The sequence below is a fragment of the Myxococcus llanfairpwllgwyngyllgogerychwyrndrobwllllantysiliogogogochensis genome (assembly GCF_006636215.1).
Classification (GTDB): domain Bacteria; phylum Myxococcota; class Myxococcia; order Myxococcales; family Myxococcaceae; genus Myxococcus; species Myxococcus llanfairpwllgwyngyllgogerychwyrndrobwllllantysiliogogogochensis.
In genome coordinates this window covers 1-19,789 of the sequence record NZ_VIFM01000081.1, presented here as the reverse complement: position 1 = coordinate 19,789, position 19,789 = coordinate 1, and the positions used below count along the sequence as shown (strand labels likewise).

General features: G+C 69.0%; 15 protein-coding genes. 8 read left to right on the top strand and 7 right to left on the bottom strand.

Annotated features, from left to right (window positions below; genetic code table 11):
- Positions 1–129 precede the first annotated feature (129 nt).
- Together FJV41_RS20940 and FJV41_RS20935 are read right to left on the bottom strand one after the other, a co-directional pair.
- Complete coding sequence (locus FJV41_RS20940) at positions 130–705, bottom strand: hypothetical protein (RefSeq protein ID WP_174485340.1); 576 nt, start codon at positions 703–705, stop codon at positions 130–132.
- 200 nt (positions 706–905) lie between these two features.
- Positions 906–2,372 (bottom strand): pentapeptide repeat-containing protein, encoded by a 1,467-nt coding sequence (locus FJV41_RS20935; RefSeq protein WP_174457538.1) that lies wholly within the window; start codon positions 2,370–2,372, stop codon positions 906–908.
- Positions 2,373–2,416: 44 nt separating this feature from the next.
- On the opposite strand from FJV41_RS20935, the gene FJV41_RS20930 reads away from it, so the two are divergent.
- Together FJV41_RS20930 and FJV41_RS20925 are read left to right on the top strand one after the other, a co-directional pair.
- Positions 2,417–3,373: an RluA family pseudouridine synthase gene (locus FJV41_RS20930; RefSeq protein WP_141644288.1), complete on the top strand. Its 957-nt coding sequence runs from the start codon at positions 2,417–2,419 to the stop codon at positions 3,371–3,373.
- A 32-nt stretch (positions 3,374–3,405) separates the two neighbouring features.
- Positions 3,406–5,976, top strand: a complete 2,571-nt coding sequence (locus FJV41_RS20925) for a penicillin-binding protein 1A (RefSeq protein ID WP_141644287.1) — start codon at positions 3,406–3,408, stop codon at positions 5,974–5,976.
- Positions 5,977–6,042: 66 nt separating this feature from the next.
- On the opposite strand, the gene pyrF is transcribed toward FJV41_RS20925, so the two are convergent.
- Together pyrF and FJV41_RS20915 are read right to left on the bottom strand one after the other, a co-directional pair.
- Positions 6,043–6,897: an orotidine-5'-phosphate decarboxylase gene (gene pyrF / locus FJV41_RS20920; RefSeq protein WP_141644286.1), complete on the bottom strand. Its 855-nt coding sequence runs from the start codon at positions 6,895–6,897 to the stop codon at positions 6,043–6,045.
- A 28-nt stretch (positions 6,898–6,925) separates the two neighbouring features.
- A complete protein-coding gene (locus tag FJV41_RS20915; protein WP_141644285.1) occupies positions 6,926–7,687 on the bottom strand; it encodes an SDR family NAD(P)-dependent oxidoreductase in 762 nt (253 codons plus the stop codon).
- Positions 7,688–7,930: 243 nt separating this feature from the next.
- Between FJV41_RS20915 and FJV41_RS20910 the strand changes: the two genes are divergently transcribed.
- A complete protein-coding gene (locus tag FJV41_RS20910; protein WP_141644284.1) occupies positions 7,931–8,326 on the top strand; it encodes a response regulator in 396 nt (131 codons plus the stop codon).
- Positions 8,327–8,376: 50 nt separating this feature from the next.
- Here FJV41_RS20910 and FJV41_RS20905 read toward each other — a convergent pair whose 3' ends face one another.
- On the bottom strand, positions 8,377–9,879 hold the full coding sequence (locus FJV41_RS20905; protein ID WP_141644283.1) for an arylsulfatase: 1,503 nt from the start codon (positions 9,877–9,879) through the stop codon (positions 8,377–8,379).
- A gap of 227 nt (positions 9,880–10,106) precedes the next feature.
- On the opposite strand from FJV41_RS20905, the gene FJV41_RS20900 reads away from it, so the two are divergent.
- Together FJV41_RS20900 and FJV41_RS20895 are read left to right on the top strand one after the other, a co-directional pair.
- Positions 10,107–11,507 (top strand): hypothetical protein, encoded by a 1,401-nt coding sequence (locus tag FJV41_RS20900; RefSeq protein WP_141644282.1) that lies wholly within the window; start codon positions 10,107–10,109, stop codon positions 11,505–11,507.
- A gap of 152 nt (positions 11,508–11,659) precedes the next feature.
- Entirely contained in the window at positions 11,660–12,952 is a 1,293-nt protein-coding gene (locus tag FJV41_RS20895) for a threonine/serine exporter family protein (protein ID WP_141644281.1), read from the top strand.
- A gap of 17 nt (positions 12,953–12,969) precedes the next feature.
- Here FJV41_RS20895 and FJV41_RS20890 read toward each other — a convergent pair whose 3' ends face one another.
- Both FJV41_RS20890 and FJV41_RS20885 read right to left on the bottom strand, forming a co-directional pair.
- Positions 12,970–14,799, bottom strand: a complete 1,830-nt coding sequence (locus FJV41_RS20890; RefSeq protein WP_141644280.1) for an AsmA family protein — start codon at positions 14,797–14,799, stop codon at positions 12,970–12,972.
- A 93-nt stretch (positions 14,800–14,892) separates the two neighbouring features.
- A complete protein-coding gene (locus FJV41_RS20885; protein WP_141644279.1) occupies positions 14,893–15,921 on the bottom strand; it encodes a histone deacetylase family protein in 1,029 nt (342 codons plus the stop codon).
- 120 nt (positions 15,922–16,041) lie between these two features.
- Between FJV41_RS20885 and FJV41_RS20880 the strand changes: the two genes are divergently transcribed.
- The 3 genes from FJV41_RS20880 to tatB form a co-directional block, all read left to right on the top strand.
- Complete coding sequence (locus FJV41_RS20880; protein ID WP_141644278.1) at positions 16,042–18,099, top strand: methyl-accepting chemotaxis protein; 2,058 nt, start codon at positions 16,042–16,044, stop codon at positions 18,097–18,099.
- A 43-nt stretch (positions 18,100–18,142) separates the two neighbouring features.
- Positions 18,143–19,426 carry an MFS transporter gene (locus tag FJV41_RS20875; RefSeq protein WP_141644277.1) on the top strand — a complete coding sequence of 428 codons (1,284 nt, stop codon included), beginning with the start codon at positions 18,143–18,145 and terminating at the stop codon, positions 19,424–19,426.
- Positions 19,427–19,557: 131 nt separating this feature from the next.
- The coding region (gene tatB, locus FJV41_RS20870; protein WP_141644276.1) for a Sec-independent protein translocase protein TatB at positions 19,558–19,789 on the top strand (232 nt) is incomplete at its 3' end.

Below are 19,789 nucleotides of genomic sequence, written 5' to 3'. Positions count from 1 at the left end.
GGAGAGCACCTGCCGAGCCTCGCCGCAGGGACGCCTCCAGACCATCCAGGCTGGCGCGAGGCCGCTGTCTTCCAGGCTCACCCCAAGGCCCCCGCGTGCCTTCGCGGAACGGCCTCCGAGCGTGGCTGCTCAGTCCATGAACCAGAACATGTATTTCGGTGTGCTGGCGAACGCGAGTACCGTCGTGGCGAGGCTGAGCAGCACGCCGATGGCGAACGCACGCGTCATCCGCTTCTTCTCATGGAAGAGCCGATAACCGATGCGAGGCACCGCCACTGCCGCGATGGGGTAGAGGAGAAGAACGCCCACTTCGAATGGCAGGCAGCGGGCATCGCGGAATGGATAGAGCCCGACCGGGTCGAAATCGTGGACCCGCGCTTCGCCGACGTAGGCCCGGTAGATGCCCAGCGCATAGTAGGGATAGTTCCGCCACCCGATGACGAAGGCGCTGAGTAGCAGGCTCATTTGAAGCATCGCGGGCCCCGGATGTGTCTGCCTCCGCCTCCAGCCGATGAAGGCGAAGGGCAGCGCGAGGACCGGAATCACGAGCCCGGCGACAATCAGCGCCGTGCGGACCGGATACAGTGGGTCCTGCTCATGCGGGGCATTGTAGGGACCGTCGATGTAGATGCGCTCGAACGGCACCATCGACGCCGCATACGGCACCGCGGCGAACAGGGCGCCAGTCAGCAGCACCTGCGCCATGAGGGCCCACGAAGCACTCCGCTCCAGCGGTGCCGCCGTCACCTGACCGTGGTCGACCATGACCTAGCGTGGACTCACGCCCGCTTCGACGTCAACGCGCGCCCCCGTGCGTCGGCGCCTGGACTCCAGAAACACCTCGGGGCCGCCGAGTCCCGAAGAGGACTCCAGCGGCCCCGAGGGCCCCACCGTTCAACTCGCCGTCACTCCGCGTCGGGCGACTGAACGATGAGCTTCTCCTTGCCACACACGTCACAGCGCAGGTGGATGAACAAATCCCCGTCGCTCTCCTCGGGCACCGAGCCCTCGGGAACGCCGAGCTCCGCCTTCGCCAGCGCCGCCACCTTCGTCGGGATGTCCTCGGCCTTCAGCGACTGAACGTAGGTCATCTCCCGCTCGTGGCACTCGCGCGTCTCCGGCCCGTGCAGCCACGCCGGCTCCATCCCCTCCGGCAGCCGGCTGACCAGCTCCAGGTTGGACACCGACTCGGCCAGATACGCCAGCCGGCGCAACCGCGCCTCCTCGGGCAGCGCCGAGAAGACCTGGAAGCCCTCGAACAGCGTGTCGCGGTTGTCGCCCGTGGCCAGGTGCGCCAGCTCCAGCGCCGCCTCGCTCGACTCCAACGCCTCGTCCCAGTTGTTGTCCGGGTTGAAGCCCGCCTCCAACAGCGACGTGTACAACTGCGTCGCCGCCAGCCGCCGCCGAGCCTCCTGCAGGTGCTCCACCACCTCGTGCGTCAGCCGCAGCTCCAACAGCGCGCCCGTCGTCCGAGGGTCGATGGACCCCGTCAGGTCATCCACGTCCACTTCCTCGCGCAGCGCCGCCTTCAACACCTGCGCCGCGGAGAAGCGGAACAGCGGCAACACGCCCACTTCGCGCAGGTACATGGCCGACACGGCCGCGTCCTTGGCACCCATCCGCAGCGCCTTCTGCGCCTTCTCCACCACGCCCGGGTCCGCCGACGGCTTCTTGTTCTCCAGCCGCGTCTTCACCGCCTCGCGGTAGAGCGTCTCCAGCGAGCTGCCCGGAGGCATCCGCTGCGGCACCAGCGGCCGCAACCCCGGCACATCCAGCACCCACAACGGCGGCATCGCCAGGCGCTTCAGGCCCCGGAAGAAGAGCGAGCCGGGCGGGTCCTGCGGCTTGAACGGCGGCAGCTCCTCCGCCGGCTCTCCCATCATGAGCGCCGCGGCCTGCACGCCCAGCGCCTTCTCCCGCTGTTCGCGGGTGAACGCGGTGATGCCCTGGGCCGGAGGCGGAGGCGGCGGAGGCGCTTCCTCTCCGTCCAGACCGACCACCCGGTCCATGTCCACATCGTCCATCTCCACGTCGTCCAGACCCTTGGCGCCCGTGAAGTCACAGCGGAGCAGCTTCAGCTTCTCGAAGGTCGCCCCTTCGAGGTTGGCCCCCCGGAAGTCACAGTCCTGGAGCCGTCCGCCGTGGAAATAGGCGTTCGACAGGTCCGTGTCCCGGAAGTTGATTTTCGACAGATCGCACCGCTCCCACTCGGAGCCGACGAGCCCGAGGCCCGACAAGTCCGCGTTGGCGGAGAAAAGTTGCGTGAAGGTGGCGCCAGTGTGCTCGGTCGGGACCTGACCGCCCTTGCGCAGTCGGTTCCACTCGGCCGACCCGTTCTGGAGGAGCTTCTCGATACTGGGGGCTTTCGGCATGGACCGGGGATTATTCGTATGGTCTGGTCCGCGCGCCAGCACAAATGATCGAGTACCGAATCGAGACCGACACCGCCGGGATGCGCCTGGACAAGCTCCTGCGCAAACGGCTCCCCACTGTCCCCGTGAGCCACCTGTTCAAGATGATTCGCACCAAGAAGGTGCGGGTGAACGGGAAACGTGCCCAGCCCGAGCAGTTGCTCGCGGACGGAGACGTGCTCACCATCCGTGGAGACGAGCAGACGCTCAGGGGAGAGGACCGTCCGAAAGTGGACCGTCCACCCCCGCCGGTGGACCCCAGCCGGCTGGTCATTCTGAGAGAGGACGACTGGTTGATGGCCGTGGACAAGCCCAGCGGGATGGCCGTCCATACCGGAAGCGGCATCACCGGCGGCACGCTGGTGGACTACGTGCGCGCCTATCTGGGACCCAAGGCCGTCCGAAACGACTTCACGGCCTCACCCGCCCACCGCCTGGACCGGGAGACCTCCGGCGTCATCCTGGTCGCCAAACGGCGCCCGGCGATGGTGCACTTCACGGAGGTCTTCACCCATGGCCTCTCCAAGAAGCGCTACATCACCCTGGTGAAGGGGAAGATGCCCAAGGAGTCCGGGGTCATCGACCTGCCCCTGTCGGAGCACCAGCAGACAGCCGAGTCCAAGGCCCGTCGCGGGGTGAACATGCAGGAGGCCCTCACCCGATGGAAGGTCGTCAAGCAGTCGGGCGAGGTGGCGCTCCTGTCCTGCTCCATCGAGACCGGGCGCACCCATCAGATAAGAAGGCACCTGGCCTCCATTGGCCACCCCGTGGTCGGGGACAAGAAATACGGTGACTTCGCCTTCAATCGCGACGTGCAGGCGCGCTGGGGGCTCAAGCGGTTGTTCCTGCACGCCGAGCGCATCGAATTTCCCCACCCTGAAGGCGGGGCGAAGGTGGCCGTGGAAGCCCCCATCCCCCCCGAGCTCCGAGACGTGCTCAAGCGGGCCGCATTGCTGCCCTGAGGCCGTGACGCCCGCGAGGTTCCGATACACGTATGTCCGACTCCAAGACGACTGACCGAAGCCGCTCGAAGCTGGTGCTCAAGGGGGTTCCCCCCGGGCGCTGGTGGAAGGTGCTGCTGAAGCTGGGTGGGTGGCTGGCCCTCACGGGCGCCACGGCGGGCGCGGTGGGCCTGGTGGCCATCTACTACGTGTACTCGGACGGACTGCCGGCCATCCCCAAGGTGGACGAGTACTGGCCGCCCATCGTCACCGAGGTCTACACGGACGACGCGGTGCTCGCGGGCGAGTTCTACAACGAGCGGCGCAAGGTCGTCCCCTACGAGCGGATTCCGAAGCGGCTGGTGCAGGCGTTCATCGCCAGCGAGGACTCCAGCTTCTTCGACCACTTCGGCGTGGACATCCTGGGCACCTCGCGCGCGGCCTTCAAGACGATTGGCTCGAAGCTGGGCCTGCGCTCCGGCGGCATCCAGGGTGGCTCCACCCTGACGCAGCAGACGGCGAAGGCGGTGCTCATCTCCGCGGAGGGCTACAAGTCCGCCACGGCGAAGACGCTCACCCGCAAGATTCGCGAGGCCATCCTCGCCCTGCGGCTGGAGCAGTCGCTCACCAAGGAAGAGATTCTCTACCTCTACCTGAACAACGTCTTCCTCGGGCACCACAGCTACGGCGTGCAGAGCGCGGCGGAGAACTACTACCGCAAGGACGTGCGCGATTTGACGCTCGGGGAGATGACGCTCATCGCGGGTCTTCCCCAGGCGCCCAGCCGCTACTCACCCTTCCTGCGTCCGGACGCCGCTCGCAAGCGCCGCGCCTACGTGCTGCGCCGCATGCTGGTGGAGGGGATGATTTCGCAGGCCGAGCACGACACGGCCAACGCGGAAGTGGTGAACGTGTTCCCCGTGGAGGACGTCTTCCACGAGTTCGCCCCGTACTTCGTGGAGCAGGTGCGCAAGGACGTGGTGGAACGGTACGGCAACCCCGTGCTGCTCAAGGACGGCCTCAAGATTTTCACCACCATGGACAGCGAGCGCCAGCGCGCCGCGCAGGACGCGGTGATGGATGGCCTGCTCTCCGTGGACAAGCGTCAGGGCTGGCGCGGGCCGGTGCAGCAGCTCACGCCGGAGGCGCTCAAGGCCTTCATCGAGCGCGCGAAGAGGTACATGGGCAAGGAGGACCTCACCGAGGGCCGGCTCTATGTGGCCGCCGTCACGCAGCTTGACTCGGACGGCAGGGGCGCGGACATCCAGGTGGGCCCGCATGCGGGGCGGCTGCCGCTGCTCGGCATGCGCTGGGCGCGCAAGGTGAACCCGGAGGGCTACTACCCGGCGATGATGATTTCGTCGGTGAAGAAGGCCATCGCCGTGGGCGACCTCGTCGTCGTGCGTCACGTGACGAAGAAGGACCTCACGGACGACAAGGAGCAGTGGGACAAGAAGCTGGCCGAGGACATCCCCGAGGAGGGCGTGAAGCTCTTCCGGCTGGAGCAGACGCCCGAGGCCCAGAGCGCGCTCGTCTCCGTGGACCCCCACCGCCAGTACCTCACGGCCATGGTGGGTGGGTACGACTTCGACGACAACGAGTTCAACCGCGCCTTCCAGGCGTGCCGTCAGCCGGGCAGCTCGTTCAAGCCCTTCGTGTACTCGGCGGCGCTGGAGCAGCTGAACTGGACGGAGGCCTCCGTCATCGTCGACTCGCCGATTGTGGAACACGACCCGGACAACAAGGTGTCCTGGAAGCCGGCGAACTACAGCGAGGAGTTCGTGGGCGACGTGCTCTTGCGCACCGCGCTCGTCAACTCGATGAACATCCCCGCGGTGAAGACGTTCGGCGCGGTGGGCGTGAAGAACATGGCGGCGTGGAGCACGAAGCTGGGCATCACCACCCCCATGAACATGGACTTCTCCGCGGCGCTCGGCTCCTCGTGCGTGTACCCGGTGGACCTGGCCAACGCCTACGCGACGTTCAACCGCTACGGCCGCAAGAAGCCCACGTACTTCGTGCGCAAGGTGGAGGACCGCTTTGGCCGCACGCTGGAGGACCACACCGCGTTCGACGACGCGTGGGCGCCGCTGCAGGACCGCGTGGCCGCCGGCTACGCGCGCCTCTTCGAGCCCGGTGAACAGGTGATGAGCGCGGAGGTCGGCTTCATCCTCACGCACCTGCTTCGCGGCGTGGTGCTCCAGGGAACGGGTGGCCCGGCCACGCGCCTGGGCAAGCCCGCCGCCGGCAAGACGGGGACGACGAACGACTCCTTCGACGCGTGGTTCGCGGCGTACACGCGGGACCTCGTGACGGTGGCGTGGGTGGGCTACGACTTGAACCCGCATCCGCTCGGTCGCTACGAGACGGGTGGCCGCGCGGCGCTGCCCATCTGGCTCAACTACATGAAGCGCGCGCTGGAGGGCCGGCCGCAGTCGGAGTTCTACCCGTGGCAGTCGATGGACCTGGTGCGGCTCCACATCGACAAGAAGACGGGCAAGATCGCGAGCCCCGGCGCGAAGGGCTCCGAGCTGATGTTCTTCAAGAAGGGCACCGAGCCGAAGGACGCCGTGCCCGACAAGAACACTGTCGACGTGGACCAGTTCATGATGGGCGCGCAGTAGCGCTCACCGCCGTGGACCTCCGGGCCCCGTGCGCCTCCCTCGGGAGGACGCGGGGCCCGAGTCGTTTCAGGTGCCCATGCGGAAGCGGCGCGCGGGCTCCACGTGGCGCTGGATGGCCGCGCGGAGGGAGGCGACATCGGGCCCCGCTTCCAGCACGGAGCGCGTGGCGGTGGGGATGACCTGCGCCTCGCGACCGGCGAACAGGCTCTTGAGGTCGTCGAAGCCCGCGCCCTGCGCGCCGATTCCAGGCGTCAGCATCAGCGCGCCGCCCAGCCGCTTCACGACGCCCCGGTCCGAAGCGGGCAGGGTGGCGCCCATCACCGCGCCAGCGGGCAGTTCGCCCGGCCCCGCCTTCTCGTTCAGCTCTCGCAGGCCGTCCGCGAGCACCTCTGCCACCGTGCGACCATCGGCCCCCATGGACGTCTGGAGCGACGCGCCCTCCGGGTTGGAGGAGCGCACGACGAGGAACGCACAGGCACCGGACGCCCGCGCCCGCTCAATCGTCTTCACCAGCGCGCCCAGGCCCAGGTACGCGGTGAAGGTGGCCGCGTCCGCCTCGTACGGACTGCCCGCGCCGAAGACGGTCTCCGCGTAGGCGTCCATGGTGGTGCCGATATCACCGCGCTTCACGTCGAGCAGCGTGAGCGTCCCCGCATCCTTGAAGCGATACATCAGCGACTGGAGCACCAGGAGTCCCGAGGGGCCGTGGCGCTCGAAGAACGCGCTCTGCGGCTTCACCACCGCGACGCTGTCACCGGCCGCATCCAAGATGCGCTCGCAGAAGTCGGAGAGGCCCTTCGCGGTGTCGGGCAGCCCCCAGCGCGCGAGCAGGTCCTTCGACGGGTCGACGCCGAGGCAGAACGGGGAGCGCTCGTCGGCGAGGCGGGCGAAGCGCTGGGCGAAGGATTGAGGGGACGTCATCGTTCCAGCTCCTGGCTAAGAGGAAGGGTCAGCGCAGCCGACGGGCGGCGGCGTCGAAGAGGGGATTGGGCAGCACCTTCGCCAGCCGCGAGGGAAGGGCCAGCTGCCACGGGAAGGACAGCTCCGTCTCGCCGCGCAGGATGGCCGTGCCCATCAGCTCCACGGCCGCGTCCGTCTCCATCAGGAAGGGCATGGGGAAGTGGTTGTCCGCGGTCATCTCGCTCTTCACGAAGCCCGGGTAGATGCAGGTGACGCGCACGCCGGTGCTGCTCAGGTCCACGCGCAGGCTCTCCATGAACGTGGCGAGGAACGCCTTCGAGGCGGAGTACGCGGCGTGGCCCGCCAGCCCCCGGTGGGCCGCGAGGCTGGAGATGCCCACCACGTGTCCGCGGCGGCGCTCCACCATGCGCGGCAGCACGGCCGTCAGCGTGGCGGCGGCGCCCGTGACGTTGGTGTCGATGATGGCGCGCACCTTGTCCCAGTCCAGGCGCTTGCCGTGCGTGACTCCGCCGACGCCGGCGTTGGCCACGACTAGGTCCAGGCCGCCACACTCCGAGTCGAGCTCGCGCAGGCGCTCCAGATGGGCCTCCGTGCGCGTGACATCCAGCTCCAGCGGCTCCACCGTCGCGCCAGCGGCCTGGGCCTCGGCGGCGAGGGCTTGCAGCTGCGGCAGCCGGCGCCCGGCGGCGAAGACGCGCAGGCCTCGCTTGGCCAGCCACAGCGCCAGGCCCCGTCCCAGCCCGCTCGAGGCGCCCGTCACCAGCGCCGTCCGGTAGCTCATCTCCGCCATGGTGTCTCCTCCTGGCTGCGTGGCTGCTTCTCGCACGGTTGGCGGCGGAATTGGGACACAAATCCATGCCGCGCGGCGGCCCCGGCGATGGGGCGGGGCCTCGTCTGTCCGGTTGGAACCGGGGCGCCGCGTTGTTGACGAGCGTGCACGCACTGGCCCCGCCGGGCGTGCCTCGCCAGGCAGCAGGGCGATGACGCGGGGCCTGTTCGTCCGCACCTTGTCTACACGAGGAGAGACTCGGACATGACGCCCTCGAATTACGTGCTCGCGGTAGACGACGACCCCGACATCCTGCTGGCCTTCAAGGACGTGCTGGAGCTGGAGGGGCATCGCGTGCTGCTGGCGCGAGGAGGGCGCGAGGCCTTGGAGTTGCTGCGCCATGGCGCGCGCCCCTCCGTGATTCTGTTGGACTTGATGATGCCGGACGTCAATGGCTGGGAGTTTCGCGACAGGCAGCTCGCCGACGCCTCGCTGGCGCCCATCCCGGTAGTCGTCATCTCCGGACAGGGCGTGAGCGCGCGCGAGGTGGCCGCGCTCGGCGTGGAGGACTACCTGCGCAAGCCCGTGGACGTGGAGCAGCTGCTCGGCGCCATCTCGCGCTACGTGCTCGCCGAGCAGGAGCACCCCCAGCCCGTGTGAGCCGGAGGCGCGCGCCGTCGCACTGGACGACGCGGGCCTGGCTCATGCGCTCAGTGCATGCCGGAGGGCGCGCTCTCCAGCTTCGCGACGACCTGATCCACGGAGAAGCTCGACGGACGCTGACGCGGCGGGAACTCTCGGAAGCTCGAGAGGAACCGGGCCACGGCCTGCTGCGCGGGCACGAAGTAGAAGGCGTGGTCGATGAGCCAGGACTGGTAGCCGACGGCGTCCTGCGAGCGCTCCAGCGGGTCGGCGCGCAGGTCGAAGGCGAGCGGCGCGCGGCGGATGGTGAAGGGCTCACCCCAGGCCTCGATGCCCTTGGCGTTCTGCTCCGCGAAGACGAGCTTCATGCGCCCGTGGCGCACGGCGACCAGCTCTCCGTCGTCACCGAAGTAGAAGAACTCCGTGCGCGCGGAGGGCCCCTTGCCGGACAGCAGCTCCCGCTGGTCATAGCCATCCAGGTGGACCTTGAAGCTCTTGTCGTTGGCCTCATGGCCGCTCTTGAGCTTGTCCACGATGTCCGGGTCGCCCGCGGCCGCGAGGAACGTGGGCAGCCAGTCCTCGGAAGAGAACAGCTCGTTGATCTGCGTGCCGGGCTCAATCACGCCGGGCCAGCGCACGACACACGGCGCGCGGAAGGCGCCCTCCCAGTTGGTGTCCTTCTCGCCGCGGAAGGGCGTCATGCCGCCGTCGGGCCACATGCACGTCATCGCGCCGTTGTCCGTGGTGTAGACGACGATGGTGTCCTCCGACAGGCCCACTGAGTCGAGCTTGTCGAGGAGCTGCCCGACCATGCCGTCATGCTCCACCATGCCGTCCGGGTAGAGGCCGAGCCCCGTCTTGCCGCGCGACTCCGGCTTCAGGTGCGTGTGGACGTGCATGCGCGTGGTGTTGAACCACATGAAGAAGGGCTGGTCGGACTTCTTCGCGTCGTCCAGGTAGTCCATGGCGGCGGAGAGGAACTCCTCGTCCACCGTCTCCATCCGCTTCTTGGTGAGCGGGCCCGTGTCCTCCACCTTCTGGCCGCCCTTGCCATCCGACTTGCACCGCAGCACACCGCGCGGACCGAAGCGCTTCCTGAAGGCCGGGTCCTTGGGGTAGTCGGGGTTCTCTGGCTCCTCTTCCGCGTTGAGGTGGTAGAGGTTGCCGAAGAACTGGTCGAAGCCGTGGACGGTGGGCAGGAACTCGTCGCGGTCTCCCAGGTGGTTCTTGCCGAACTGCGCGGTCCGGTATCCCTGGGCCTTGAGCAGGTCCGCGATGGTCGGGTCCTCGGCCTGCAGGCCGACCTTGGCGCCCGGCATGCCGACCTTGGTGAGCCCCGTGCGGAACGGACACTGGCCGGTGATGAACGCCGCGCGCCCCGCCGTGCAGCTCTGCTGCGCGTAGTAGTCGGTGAGGAGCGCGCCTTGCTTCGCCAGCCGGTCGATGTTCGGCGTGCGGTACCCCATCACCCCGAGGTTGTAGGCACTGACGTTCCAGTAGCCGATATCGTCACCGAAGATGACGAGGATGTTGGGTTGCTTCTTCGTTTCCTTCTTCTTCTGGGTCGCCATCGAATCTCCCGGACGTGAATGTGGAATAGGAGTGAGCGTGGCGGCCCCGGGGAACAAGACGGGGCGGACGGGGGGCCAGGCCGACGGTGCGACGGCCCGGCCCGACTTCGTGGCCCGTGGACACCGGACTGCGTTCGCGGGGCGATGGCGCGGGCGCTGGCCGGTGGTCACCTTGCGACGTTCCGCGAGTCCCGGGTGGATGGATGCCAGGAGTCAGGCCGTGGGGGTTGTTGCTGCTTCTCCTGATGTCGCCCCTGGCCCGGGCACAGGACGCGCACTACTGGACGCGACAGTTCGGCAACCGGGCGTGGCTGCTCGGCGGCGCGTTCATCGCGAACCCGGGTGACATCAGCGCCGTCTATTACAACCCGGGTGCGCTCGCGCTCCTGCGCACGCCGGAGCTGGAGTTGACGGGAACCGTCTTCGAGTCCACGCGCCTCTCCGTCCAGAACGGCCTGGGCAACGGTGAGGGCCTCACCGAGTCGAGAGTCGACGTGCTGCCCTCCCTCATCGCGGGTTCGCTGCGCTGGGGCTTCCTGGGCAGGTCGCGGCTCGCCTATTCGCTGCTGACGCGGCAGGGGTTCATCGCGTCGCTGGAGTCTCGCGAGCAGGGCACGGGTACGGACCTGGGTGGGGTGCCAGGCATGGACCAGCTCGCGGCGGACGTGCGGTTGGACCAGGACGTGGGGGAGTACTGGGCGGGGCTCACGTGGTCCTTTCCCCTGGGACGACACGTGGGCGTGGGCGTCAGCCCCTTCGTGGCGGTGAGGGACCAGGAGACGAACATCCAGGTGCTGGCGCAGGGCTCGGGCCCCGGAGGCAGCGCGCTGCTGTCCACGCTCGGCCGCGACTTCCACCTGCGCCACGTGCGGCTGCTCGCGAAGGTGGGGGTGAGCTACCAGCGGGAGTCCATGTCCGCGGGCCTCACCGTGACGACGCCGAGCGTGGCGCTGTGGGGGGAGGGCGAATCGAGCTTCGAGCGCGCGGTGCTGGAGCGGGGCTTCGGGCTGTCGTCGACGCCCGCGTCCGCCTTCGACTTCCAGGAGGGGCTCGCCGCGAGGTTCCAGTCGAGCTGGGCGGTGGCGCTCGGCGTGAGTGGGACGCTGGGGGGCACGTCCGTGTACCTGGCGGCGGAAGGCTTCGCCCGGGTGAAGCCCTTCACGCTGGTCGATGCCGCGTCGTTCTCTCCCCGGGACTCCCAGGAGGTCATCGACCCGGACGTCGACTTCGCGCTCGCGCCGCTGGTCAACGTGGCGCTGGGCGTGGAGCAGCGGCTGGGGTCCCGGCTGCGCGCCTACGTGAGCGCGCACACGGACTTCAGTGGCGTGACAGCGACATCTCGCATGAACGCGCTGCTGGCGGGTTGGGACCTCTACCATGTCGCCACCGGACTGCACTTCACGGTGGGCCGCGCCCGCTTCACGGTGGGCGGCAACGTGGCCTGGGGCCAGGAGGTCACCGAGCGCCTTGCCGACGCTCTTCAGCGAGCGGGCCTCCAGCCCCTGTCCCCGAGCCAGAAGGTTCGCTTCCTCCAGCTCAGCGTCATCATCGGCGCGAGCTTCGCGCTGGCGCAGCAGGACGAGAGTCCCGACGAGGACGCCGATGACGAGGCCCCGTCGATGCGGTGACGCGGCTTCGCATGGAGCGCGACACGGCGTTGCCCCGGAGGGCTGCTTTCCGCGTGCCTGACGGGTCCCCACCTCCAGGTGCGGGCGGTTCGGGTTCGTCGAAGGGAGACGGGCTTCCGTCGGAAGGGCAGGTCGCCAGGAGGGCGGCGCGCATGAGCGAGGCACCAGAGTCCGGGGCGCTGCTCGACGAGGACGCGACCGTGGCCTTGCTGCTCGACCTCGCGCGGGCGCTGCACCTGTCCTACGTGCCTTCCTTCGGCGTGGAGAATCGCGTGAAGAAGGCGGCGCGGGCCTGGGGGCTGGAGGTGGAGGTCTTCACCCTCCAGACGCTCGCGCTGACGGAGGTGCGCTCGGGCGCGAGTCGCCGCGTCGACTTCCACCGGCTGCCCTTCAATCCGCATTGGAACCTGACGCGTGCCGCCTCGCTGCTCCTGCTGTCGGAGTCCATCGCACGAGGGAAGCGCACGGTGGCCGAGGCCCGCGCCGAGCTGGACCGCATCATGGCGTCCCATCAGCTGCACCCCGAGTGGCTCGTCTACCTCGCATATGGCGTGTACGGCGCGGCGGTCGCCGCCCGTGTCGGCGGCGGCTGGTGGGAGCTGGTGGCGGCGCTCGTGGTGGGGGTGCTCGCGGGAGGCATTCACTTCGGCACGCTCAAGTCCGAGCGTATGGACCTGCAGAAGAGTTTCCTCGCCGCGTTTCTAGGGACACTGCTCGCGTTCGGGCTGACCTTCGTGCTGCCGACGTTCGATGCGGCGCGCGCCCTCTTCGGGGGCGTGACGCTGCTCGTGCCGGCGATGGTGGTGACGCTGGGCTCGGCGGAGCTGGTGGGTGAGTCGGTGGAGGCGGGGATGTCACGGCTCACCTATGGGCTGCTGCGCTTCCTCATGCTGGCGGTGGGCATCGGCGCCGCGGGAACGCTCTGGAGATTGTTCGGGCCGCTTCCGGTGCAACTGCATGCGAACGCGCTCCCTGAGCCCGTGGTGCTGGTCATCATCGCAGCGGGGGGCCTGGCGCTGACGGTCTGCATGTCCGCGAGGCGGCGCGATACGCCGTGGATTGTCGGCGCGGTGCTGCTGGCCTGGGGCGTTCAGGAACTCACCAAGGGCGTGTTCGGCGACAATGGCAGCCCGCTCATCTCCGCCTTCGTGCTGGGCGTGGCGGGCCAGCTCTACAGCCGACTGCCGGAGCGACTCCCGTCGACCATCATCATGCCCGGTCTGCTCCAGCTCGCGCCGGGCTTCGTCGGCACGCGGGCCATCCTGGCGCTGCTCGGTGTGCCGGGGCAGGGCGACGACGCCCGCGTGTTCCAGGTGCTCCTCGTGGCCTTGCAACTGGTGATGGGCCTGCTGTTCGCCTTCATGCTCGGGTTGTCGCATGACGCCCGGGCGCGCACGGAAGACGCCAGGCGCGCGAAGCCGGCGGAGTCCTCCCGGCACGTGTGACGGCTTCACGTGCTGCCTCAGCGAGAGGGTGTCGGGAGCCGCTCCTCGTACCAGCGCCGTGCGTCCTTGAGCTGCACATGGGTGTCACCGGGCTTCACTTCGATGGCCCCCGAGAGGATTCCCACCTTCGCGTAGATGAGCGCGTGCGTGGTTCCCCGTGCCGTATCCAGGCGGCCCTCCAGTTCGAGCCCGTCCGCCTTCGCGTGCAGCGCGCGTACCTGCAATCCCGCGTCGCTCATCCGCGCCTGCCCGGTGACCCTCAAGTCCCGTGCCTCCAGCAAGGGCGACAGGAACCCCGGGAGCTTCTTCTCGGCCGTGAGCAGCGCGACGAACGGGTCCGCGTTGGAGAAGTGCGCGGAGAAGTGTGCCTCCAGCTCGACGGGCTCCAGGGTCAACCGCGCGTGGGGCAGGTCGAAGCGCCCACTCCATCCGCGAATCGTGATGTGCGGTACGTCCGCTGAGACGTGGTTCAGGTGAAGCGCCGAGCCATCCAGGCCCAGGCTCTTGCCGTGCAGGCGCAGACGCCGCGCGTCGATTTCGGCGGAGGCCTTGCCGAGCATGAGGATTCCCGCCCACCGTCCTTCCACGAGGTTCGAAGAGAGGTCCAGGCGCAATCGCTGTGATTCCTCTTGTCCGCTCGTGCTGTCCGATGCCTCCAGCGTGGCGTGACCCGACTCCACGTGGAAGGTCTTCCCCATCCATGCGTTGAGCATCCGCAGGTCCACGGGCCGACTGCGCATCACGTGCAGTTCGTGCTTCACCTGGGGCTTCGCGTCGGGGGCATCCGTCTTCGCCCGCAGCGTGAGCGAGACCTCCGGTATCTCGAGCACGCGTCCCGCCTTGCCCTCCACGTGGACAGGGGTGAAGCGCATCTTCAGCACGCTGTGAGCCCCGGTGCCTCCGTCCTCCGTCACCTCGCCGTGAACACTCCAGGGGGCTCGCACGCGCACGGGGCCCACCCGCAGCTCCAGCGGAGCACCGCTCGCATCCACGCGACTGCCCGCGGCCAGGTGTCCTCCCTGGATGCGCACCTCCGCGTCGAGCTGTCCGGCGCCCTCACGCAGCAGGTCAGGATGCTCCCGGGACAGCAGCGCCCCGAGCCACGCGAGGTCGAGAATTTCCAGGCGCACGCCCATCCGTCCGTCGAACTTCGCCACCCGGCGCGGCTCCTCCGGAGCGGCTCGGATGGCATCGAGGTCCAGCACGCCCGACACCTCCCTCACGCGCGCCACGGTCCGTCCCTCCTGCTCCAGCGCGCCGTCCTCCAGGTGGAGCGTGTCGAGCGTCACGGTGAGTCGTTGGCCGGTGACCAGCCGCACCGAGCCCTTCGCCTGACCCGGGCCCACGTAGCGCACCGGCTTCAACGTCAGCTCGTGCAGGTCCTCCAACTCGATGTCCCGCAGCTCGATTTCCCACGGATGCGAGTGCCGGCGTCTCGTGGGCGTGGTCTCCATCGCGGGCATGGGCTCCGCGTGCACGCTCACACCTTGGGCACGCACCCCTTGCGCGTGGACCCGCCGGGACAGGAGCGCGAAGAGGGACGCGTGGGCTTCCACGGTCTCCGCGTCGATGCGCCACTCCGCGCGAGCATCCCGCTGCCACACGGAGAAGCCTCGGAGGTGCACGGGCCCGGGCCACAACCACCAGCCTCCGCGCCACTCCACCCGCGTCCTCGGCGTGGCCCTGGCGAGTTGCGCGGGCACGAGCCCGACATTGAGCACCAGGTTCAACAGCCCTTCGACGGCCAGCACCACCACGAGCCCCCAGCCCAGGAGGAGGCGCCACCGGCCTCGCCGCGCGCGAAACCAGGGCGGGGCGCGCGACGCCCGGGGCGCTTCGACGGACATGAAGCCCTCCCGGGCACGGCGGGTCCGTCAGGAGGTAGCCACGCGCGCGCTTCCAGGCATCGCACCCGGGGGCAGCGTCACGTCGACATCCGACTACGACAGCGCGCTCCAATACTGCTTCATCACCTGACGGCTCGCGGCCAGCGCGTCCTTCGCGTCCGTGTGGACGTCGCCCGTGGGGAAGCTGTCGGTGCGCCCGGCGAGCACCTCGATGCAGGCATGCACCGACTGCGACAGGCCCTCCAGCGAGTAGCCCCCTTCGAGCAGCAGCACCAGCTTGCCGTCACAGACGCGCTCGGCGAGCGCGCGCATCGCGGAGCACATGGCGGCGAAGCCCCGCTCCGTGACGTCCATGCCGCCAATCGGGTCGTGCTGATGCGGGTCGAAGCCCGCCGACACCAGCACCAACTGGGGACGGTAGGCCTCGGCCACCGGCAGGAGCAGCTCCTCGAAGAGCATCCCGTAGTCCGCGTCCGAGTTGCCGCCCGGCAGGCCCACGTTCACGGTGTAGCCCTCACCCGCGCCCCGGCCCACTTCGGGCGTGGCGCCGGTGCCCGGGTAGTAGGGGAACTGGTGCACCGACTGGTACATCACGTCGCGGCGCCCCCAGAAGGCCGCCTGCGTGCCGTTGCCGTGGTGGACGTCCCAGTCGAGCACGAGGACGCGCTCGGCGCCCAGCCGTCGCCCCGCCTCTGCCGCGATGGCCGCGTTGTTCAGCAGGCAGAAGCCCATGGCGCGGTCCGGCTCCGCGTGGTGTCCGGGAGGACGCACCAGCGCGAAGGCGTTGCGCGCCTGTCCCGCCATGACGGCCTCCACGGCCTGCACCGAGGCGCCCGCGGCCAGCCGTGCCGCATCCACGCTGTCCGGAGAAACGTGGGTGTCCGCGTCAATCTGGGCCTGGTGTCCGCTGAGCTTGCGCAGGCGCGTGAGCAGCTCCGGGGTGTGGACCGCCATCAACTCCGCGTCCGTCGCGGAGCGGGGGGACGCCATCACCGTGCCCCGCACCGGCGCGCGCGAGAGCACCCCGAGGATGCGCTGCAAGCGCGCGGGGGATTCCGGGTGTCCCTCTCCCGGGTCGTGCTGGAGGAAGAGGGGGTCGGTCAGCAGCAGGGTGGGCTTCATCGGGTATGACCTTACGCATCCAGACGGGGGGAAGTCAGGCTCCCGCCGGGCGGAGGGGCGGACGAGGGCTCCACCCCGGTTCTTGCCCTGTCGGTGTTTCCATTCCTACAGTGCCTCGCCTTGGCTCCGCGCTTCAAGAAACCCGGCCTGCGCAGCATCCTGCTCGGCTCCTTCGCCGTGGTGCTCGCTATCATCCTCGGGACGCTCTTCTTCGTCGTCCCCGCCCGGGTGGAGGACTTCCTGGAGACGCGCCTGACGAAGCACGGCGACGACAAGGCCCTCCAGGCCGCGCGAGATCTGGCCAACACCTCCGTCTCCGTGCTCCCTCCGCTGCTGGAGGCCCTGCACGGAGGAGACGACGACTTCGCGCTCATCGCCGTCCTCGGCGCCGACGGCCGGATGCAGGCCGTCCATCCCCCCGGCGCGGAGGCGTGGCTGCTGAAGAACCTGAGGCAGCGGCTGGAGGGCAGTCCCGGCGCGCCCCTGGATGGTGCCCTGTTCGACAATGGCAACCGGGCGATTGTGCGCCCGGTGGTGCTGCGCGAGGGCCCAGGCCAGGTGCTGGTCGCGGTGAACTTCTCGTCGCTGGACGAGGTCGTCACCTCGCTGCGCCAGGTGGTGCTGCTGGCGTTCGGCATCGGCCTGGCGCTCTTCCTCGTCGTGGCCTTCTTCATCTCCCGCGCGTTCATCCTCGTGCCACTGGACGCGATGATGACCATGGCGCGGAGGCTCGCGGAGGCGGACCTCACCGGCCGCGTGGACATCAGCTCGCGCGACGAACTGGGCCTGCTGGCGGAGGCGCTCAACCGCATCGCCCAGAGCTGGCGCGACACGCTGGGCCGGGTGCGTGGCGTGTCGGACGTGGTGGCCGGGGTCATCGAGCAGATCCACCGCACCGGCACCACCGTGTCCTCCGGTGCGAGCACCGTCCAGGCCCGCGTGGAGGAGACGTCCTCCTCCATGGTGGAGATGATGGCCTCGCTGCGCGGAATCGCGGAGAACGTGGAGGTCCTCTACCAGAGCGCGGAGGAGAGCAGCTCCTCCATCATGGAGATGGCCGCCACCAATGACGAGGTGGCGGAGAACGTCACGGCGATGGCCGCGAGCGTTGAGGAGACCACCAGCGCGATTGAGGAGATGACGTTCTCCATCAAGGAGGTGGCCAAGAACATCCAGGAGCTGTCGTCCTCCACGGAGGAGACGTCCTCGGCCATCAGCCAGATGGATGCGGCCATCGGTCAGGTGGAGGCGAACGCGAAGGAGACGGCGCGCCTGTCCGAGCAGGTCTTCGACGACGCCCAGACGGGCGTGGAGGCGCTGCGCAAGACGCTCACCGGCATCGACCGCATCAAGGACACCAGCCGGGCGACGGCGGACGTCATCGACAGCCTGGGCCGGCGCATCTCCGAGATTGGCAACATCCTCAACGTCATCGACGACGTGGCCGAGCAGACCAACCTGTTGGCCCTCAACGCCGCCATCATCGCCGCGCAGGCGGGAGACCACGGCAAGGGCTTCGCGGTGGTGGCCGAGGAAATCAAGGACCTGGCCGAGCGCACCGGTGCGTCCACCAAGGAAATCGCCGAGCTCATCCGCAGCATCCAGGAGGAGAGCCGCAACGCCGTGGTGGTGATGAACCAGGGCGCGCGCAACGTGGACGAGGGCGTGCAGTTGGGCCGCGAGGCCGAAGGGGCGCTGCGCAAAATCAACGACAGCACCCAGAAGTCCACGCAGATGGTGAAGGCCATTGCTCGCGCCACCGTGGAGCAGGCGCGCGGCAGCAAGCAGGTGACGGCCTCCATCCACCGCATCAGCGAAACGGTGCAGCAGATTTCCAAGGCCTCCAACGAGCAGGCCAAGGGCGGCGAGCAGATCATGAAGAGCGCGGAGAAGATGAAGGCGCTCACCGCCCACGTGCAGCGCAGCAGCCAGGAGCAGGCGCACGGCAGCAAGCAGATCACCCGCTCCATCGAGAGCATCAACGAGATGGTGACGCACCTGAACCGCGCCCAGAAGGAGCAGACCAAGGGCAGCGAGCAGGTGCTCAAGGCCGTGGAGACCATCAAGGGCGTGTCCGAGCACCAGACACGCTCCGTCAAGCAATTGGAGGAGGCCATCGACAACCTCCAGCGGCAGGCGGAGATCCTCCGGGGCGAGGTGCGTCGCTTCCGTGTGTAGGAGTCGTGCGCTGCGCCCGCGAATGGCTTAGGACTGGGTCGGCATGCCGACAGAGCGACAGGTTTCCGAGCGCTGGGTGGTCTTCCTGATTGGCGCGGTCCAGTTCGTCAACATCCTGGACTTCGTGATGGTGATGCCGCTGGGCCCGGACTTCGCGAAGGGGCTGGGCATCGCCTCCTCTCACATCGGCACCATCGGCGGCGCGTACACGGCGGCGGCCAGCGTGGCGGGGCTCGCGGGCGGCTACTTCCTGGACAGGTTCGACCGGCGCAAGGCGCTGGCGGTGTCCATGCTGGGCCTGGTCCTCGCCACGGCGGCCGGAGGGCTGGCCACGGGCATGTCCACGCTGCTCATGGCGCGCGTCGTCGCTGGCATCTTCGGTGGGCCCGCCACGTCGCTGTCCCTGTCCATCATCGCGGACCTGATTCCAGTGGAGCGGCGGGGCAGGGCGCTGGGCGCGGTGATGGGGGCCTTCTCCATCGCCTCGGTGGCGGGGGTGCCCATGGCGCTGAAGCTGGCCGAGCACGGAGGCTGGCGTCTGCCCTTCTTCGTGGTGGCGGGCCTGGGCCTGCTGGTGGCGCTGGGCGCCATCTTCTTCCTGCCACCGGTGCGAGGACACCTGGTGAACGGTCGCGGGCCGGTGCAGACGGTGGGCGTGCTGGAGCTGCTCGGTCGCCGCGAGGTGCAGCTGTCCTACCTCATGACGGCGGTGGTGATGATGGCGGGCTTCGTCCTCATCCCCAACATCTCCGCCTACCTCCAGCAGAACCTGGGCTACCCGCGCGACCTGCTGTGGCTGCCGTACTTCGTCGGCGGCATCGTGAGCTTCATCACCCTGCGACTGGCGGGGCCGCTGGTGGACAGGCTCGGGGCCTTCAAGGTCGGCACGGCCGGCTCGCTGCTGGTGCTGGTCGCCACCTACGTGGGCTTCGTGCGCTACCCCCAGTGGCTGCCGATTCCGCTGCTCTTCGTGCTCTTCATGACGGCGATGGGTGTGCGCAACGTGTCCTACAACACGCTCACCTCGCGCGTGCCGGACAACCCGGTGCGCGCGCGCTTCATGTCGTTGCAGTCCGCCGTCCAGCACATGGCCGCGGCCCTGGGCGCCTTCCTCAGCGCGCAGCTCCTGACGGACCTGCCGGACGGCACGCTGGGCGGAATGGGGCTCGTGGCCGGGGTGTCCATGGGCATGTCGCTCTTGCTGCCGCCGGTGTTGTGGGTGGTGGAGCGTCAGGTCCGCTCGAAGGAGCAGGCCCGGGCGCTGGCGGTGCCTGCCGAGCAGGGCCTGGCCGTCCCCTTGTCGCCCCAGGCACACCCACACCAGTAGTGTGTGGGCCCGGTGGTGGGCCCGGTTGCCCCCCGCCCACGGTGACGGGCGGACGTCCGGAAGCGTCGAGCGGTTGCGCCAGGGGGCCCGGGGCGCGATAAACCGGGCTGCTTCGGGGAGCCCGTCAGGACATGTTCAACATCGGCGCAGGCGAAATGGTGCTCATCGCGGTGGCCGCGCTGCTCATCCTCGGGCCGCAGCGGCTGCCCGAGCTGGCGCGTGCCATCGGCAAGTTCATGCGGGAGTTCCGTCGCCAGACGGACGAGGTCCGCAACGTGGTGGAGCGCGAGTTCTACACCATGGACCACGAGCTGAACCGCGACCCCACCCCGCCCATCCGCCCCGGGACGGCCTTCGCGCACT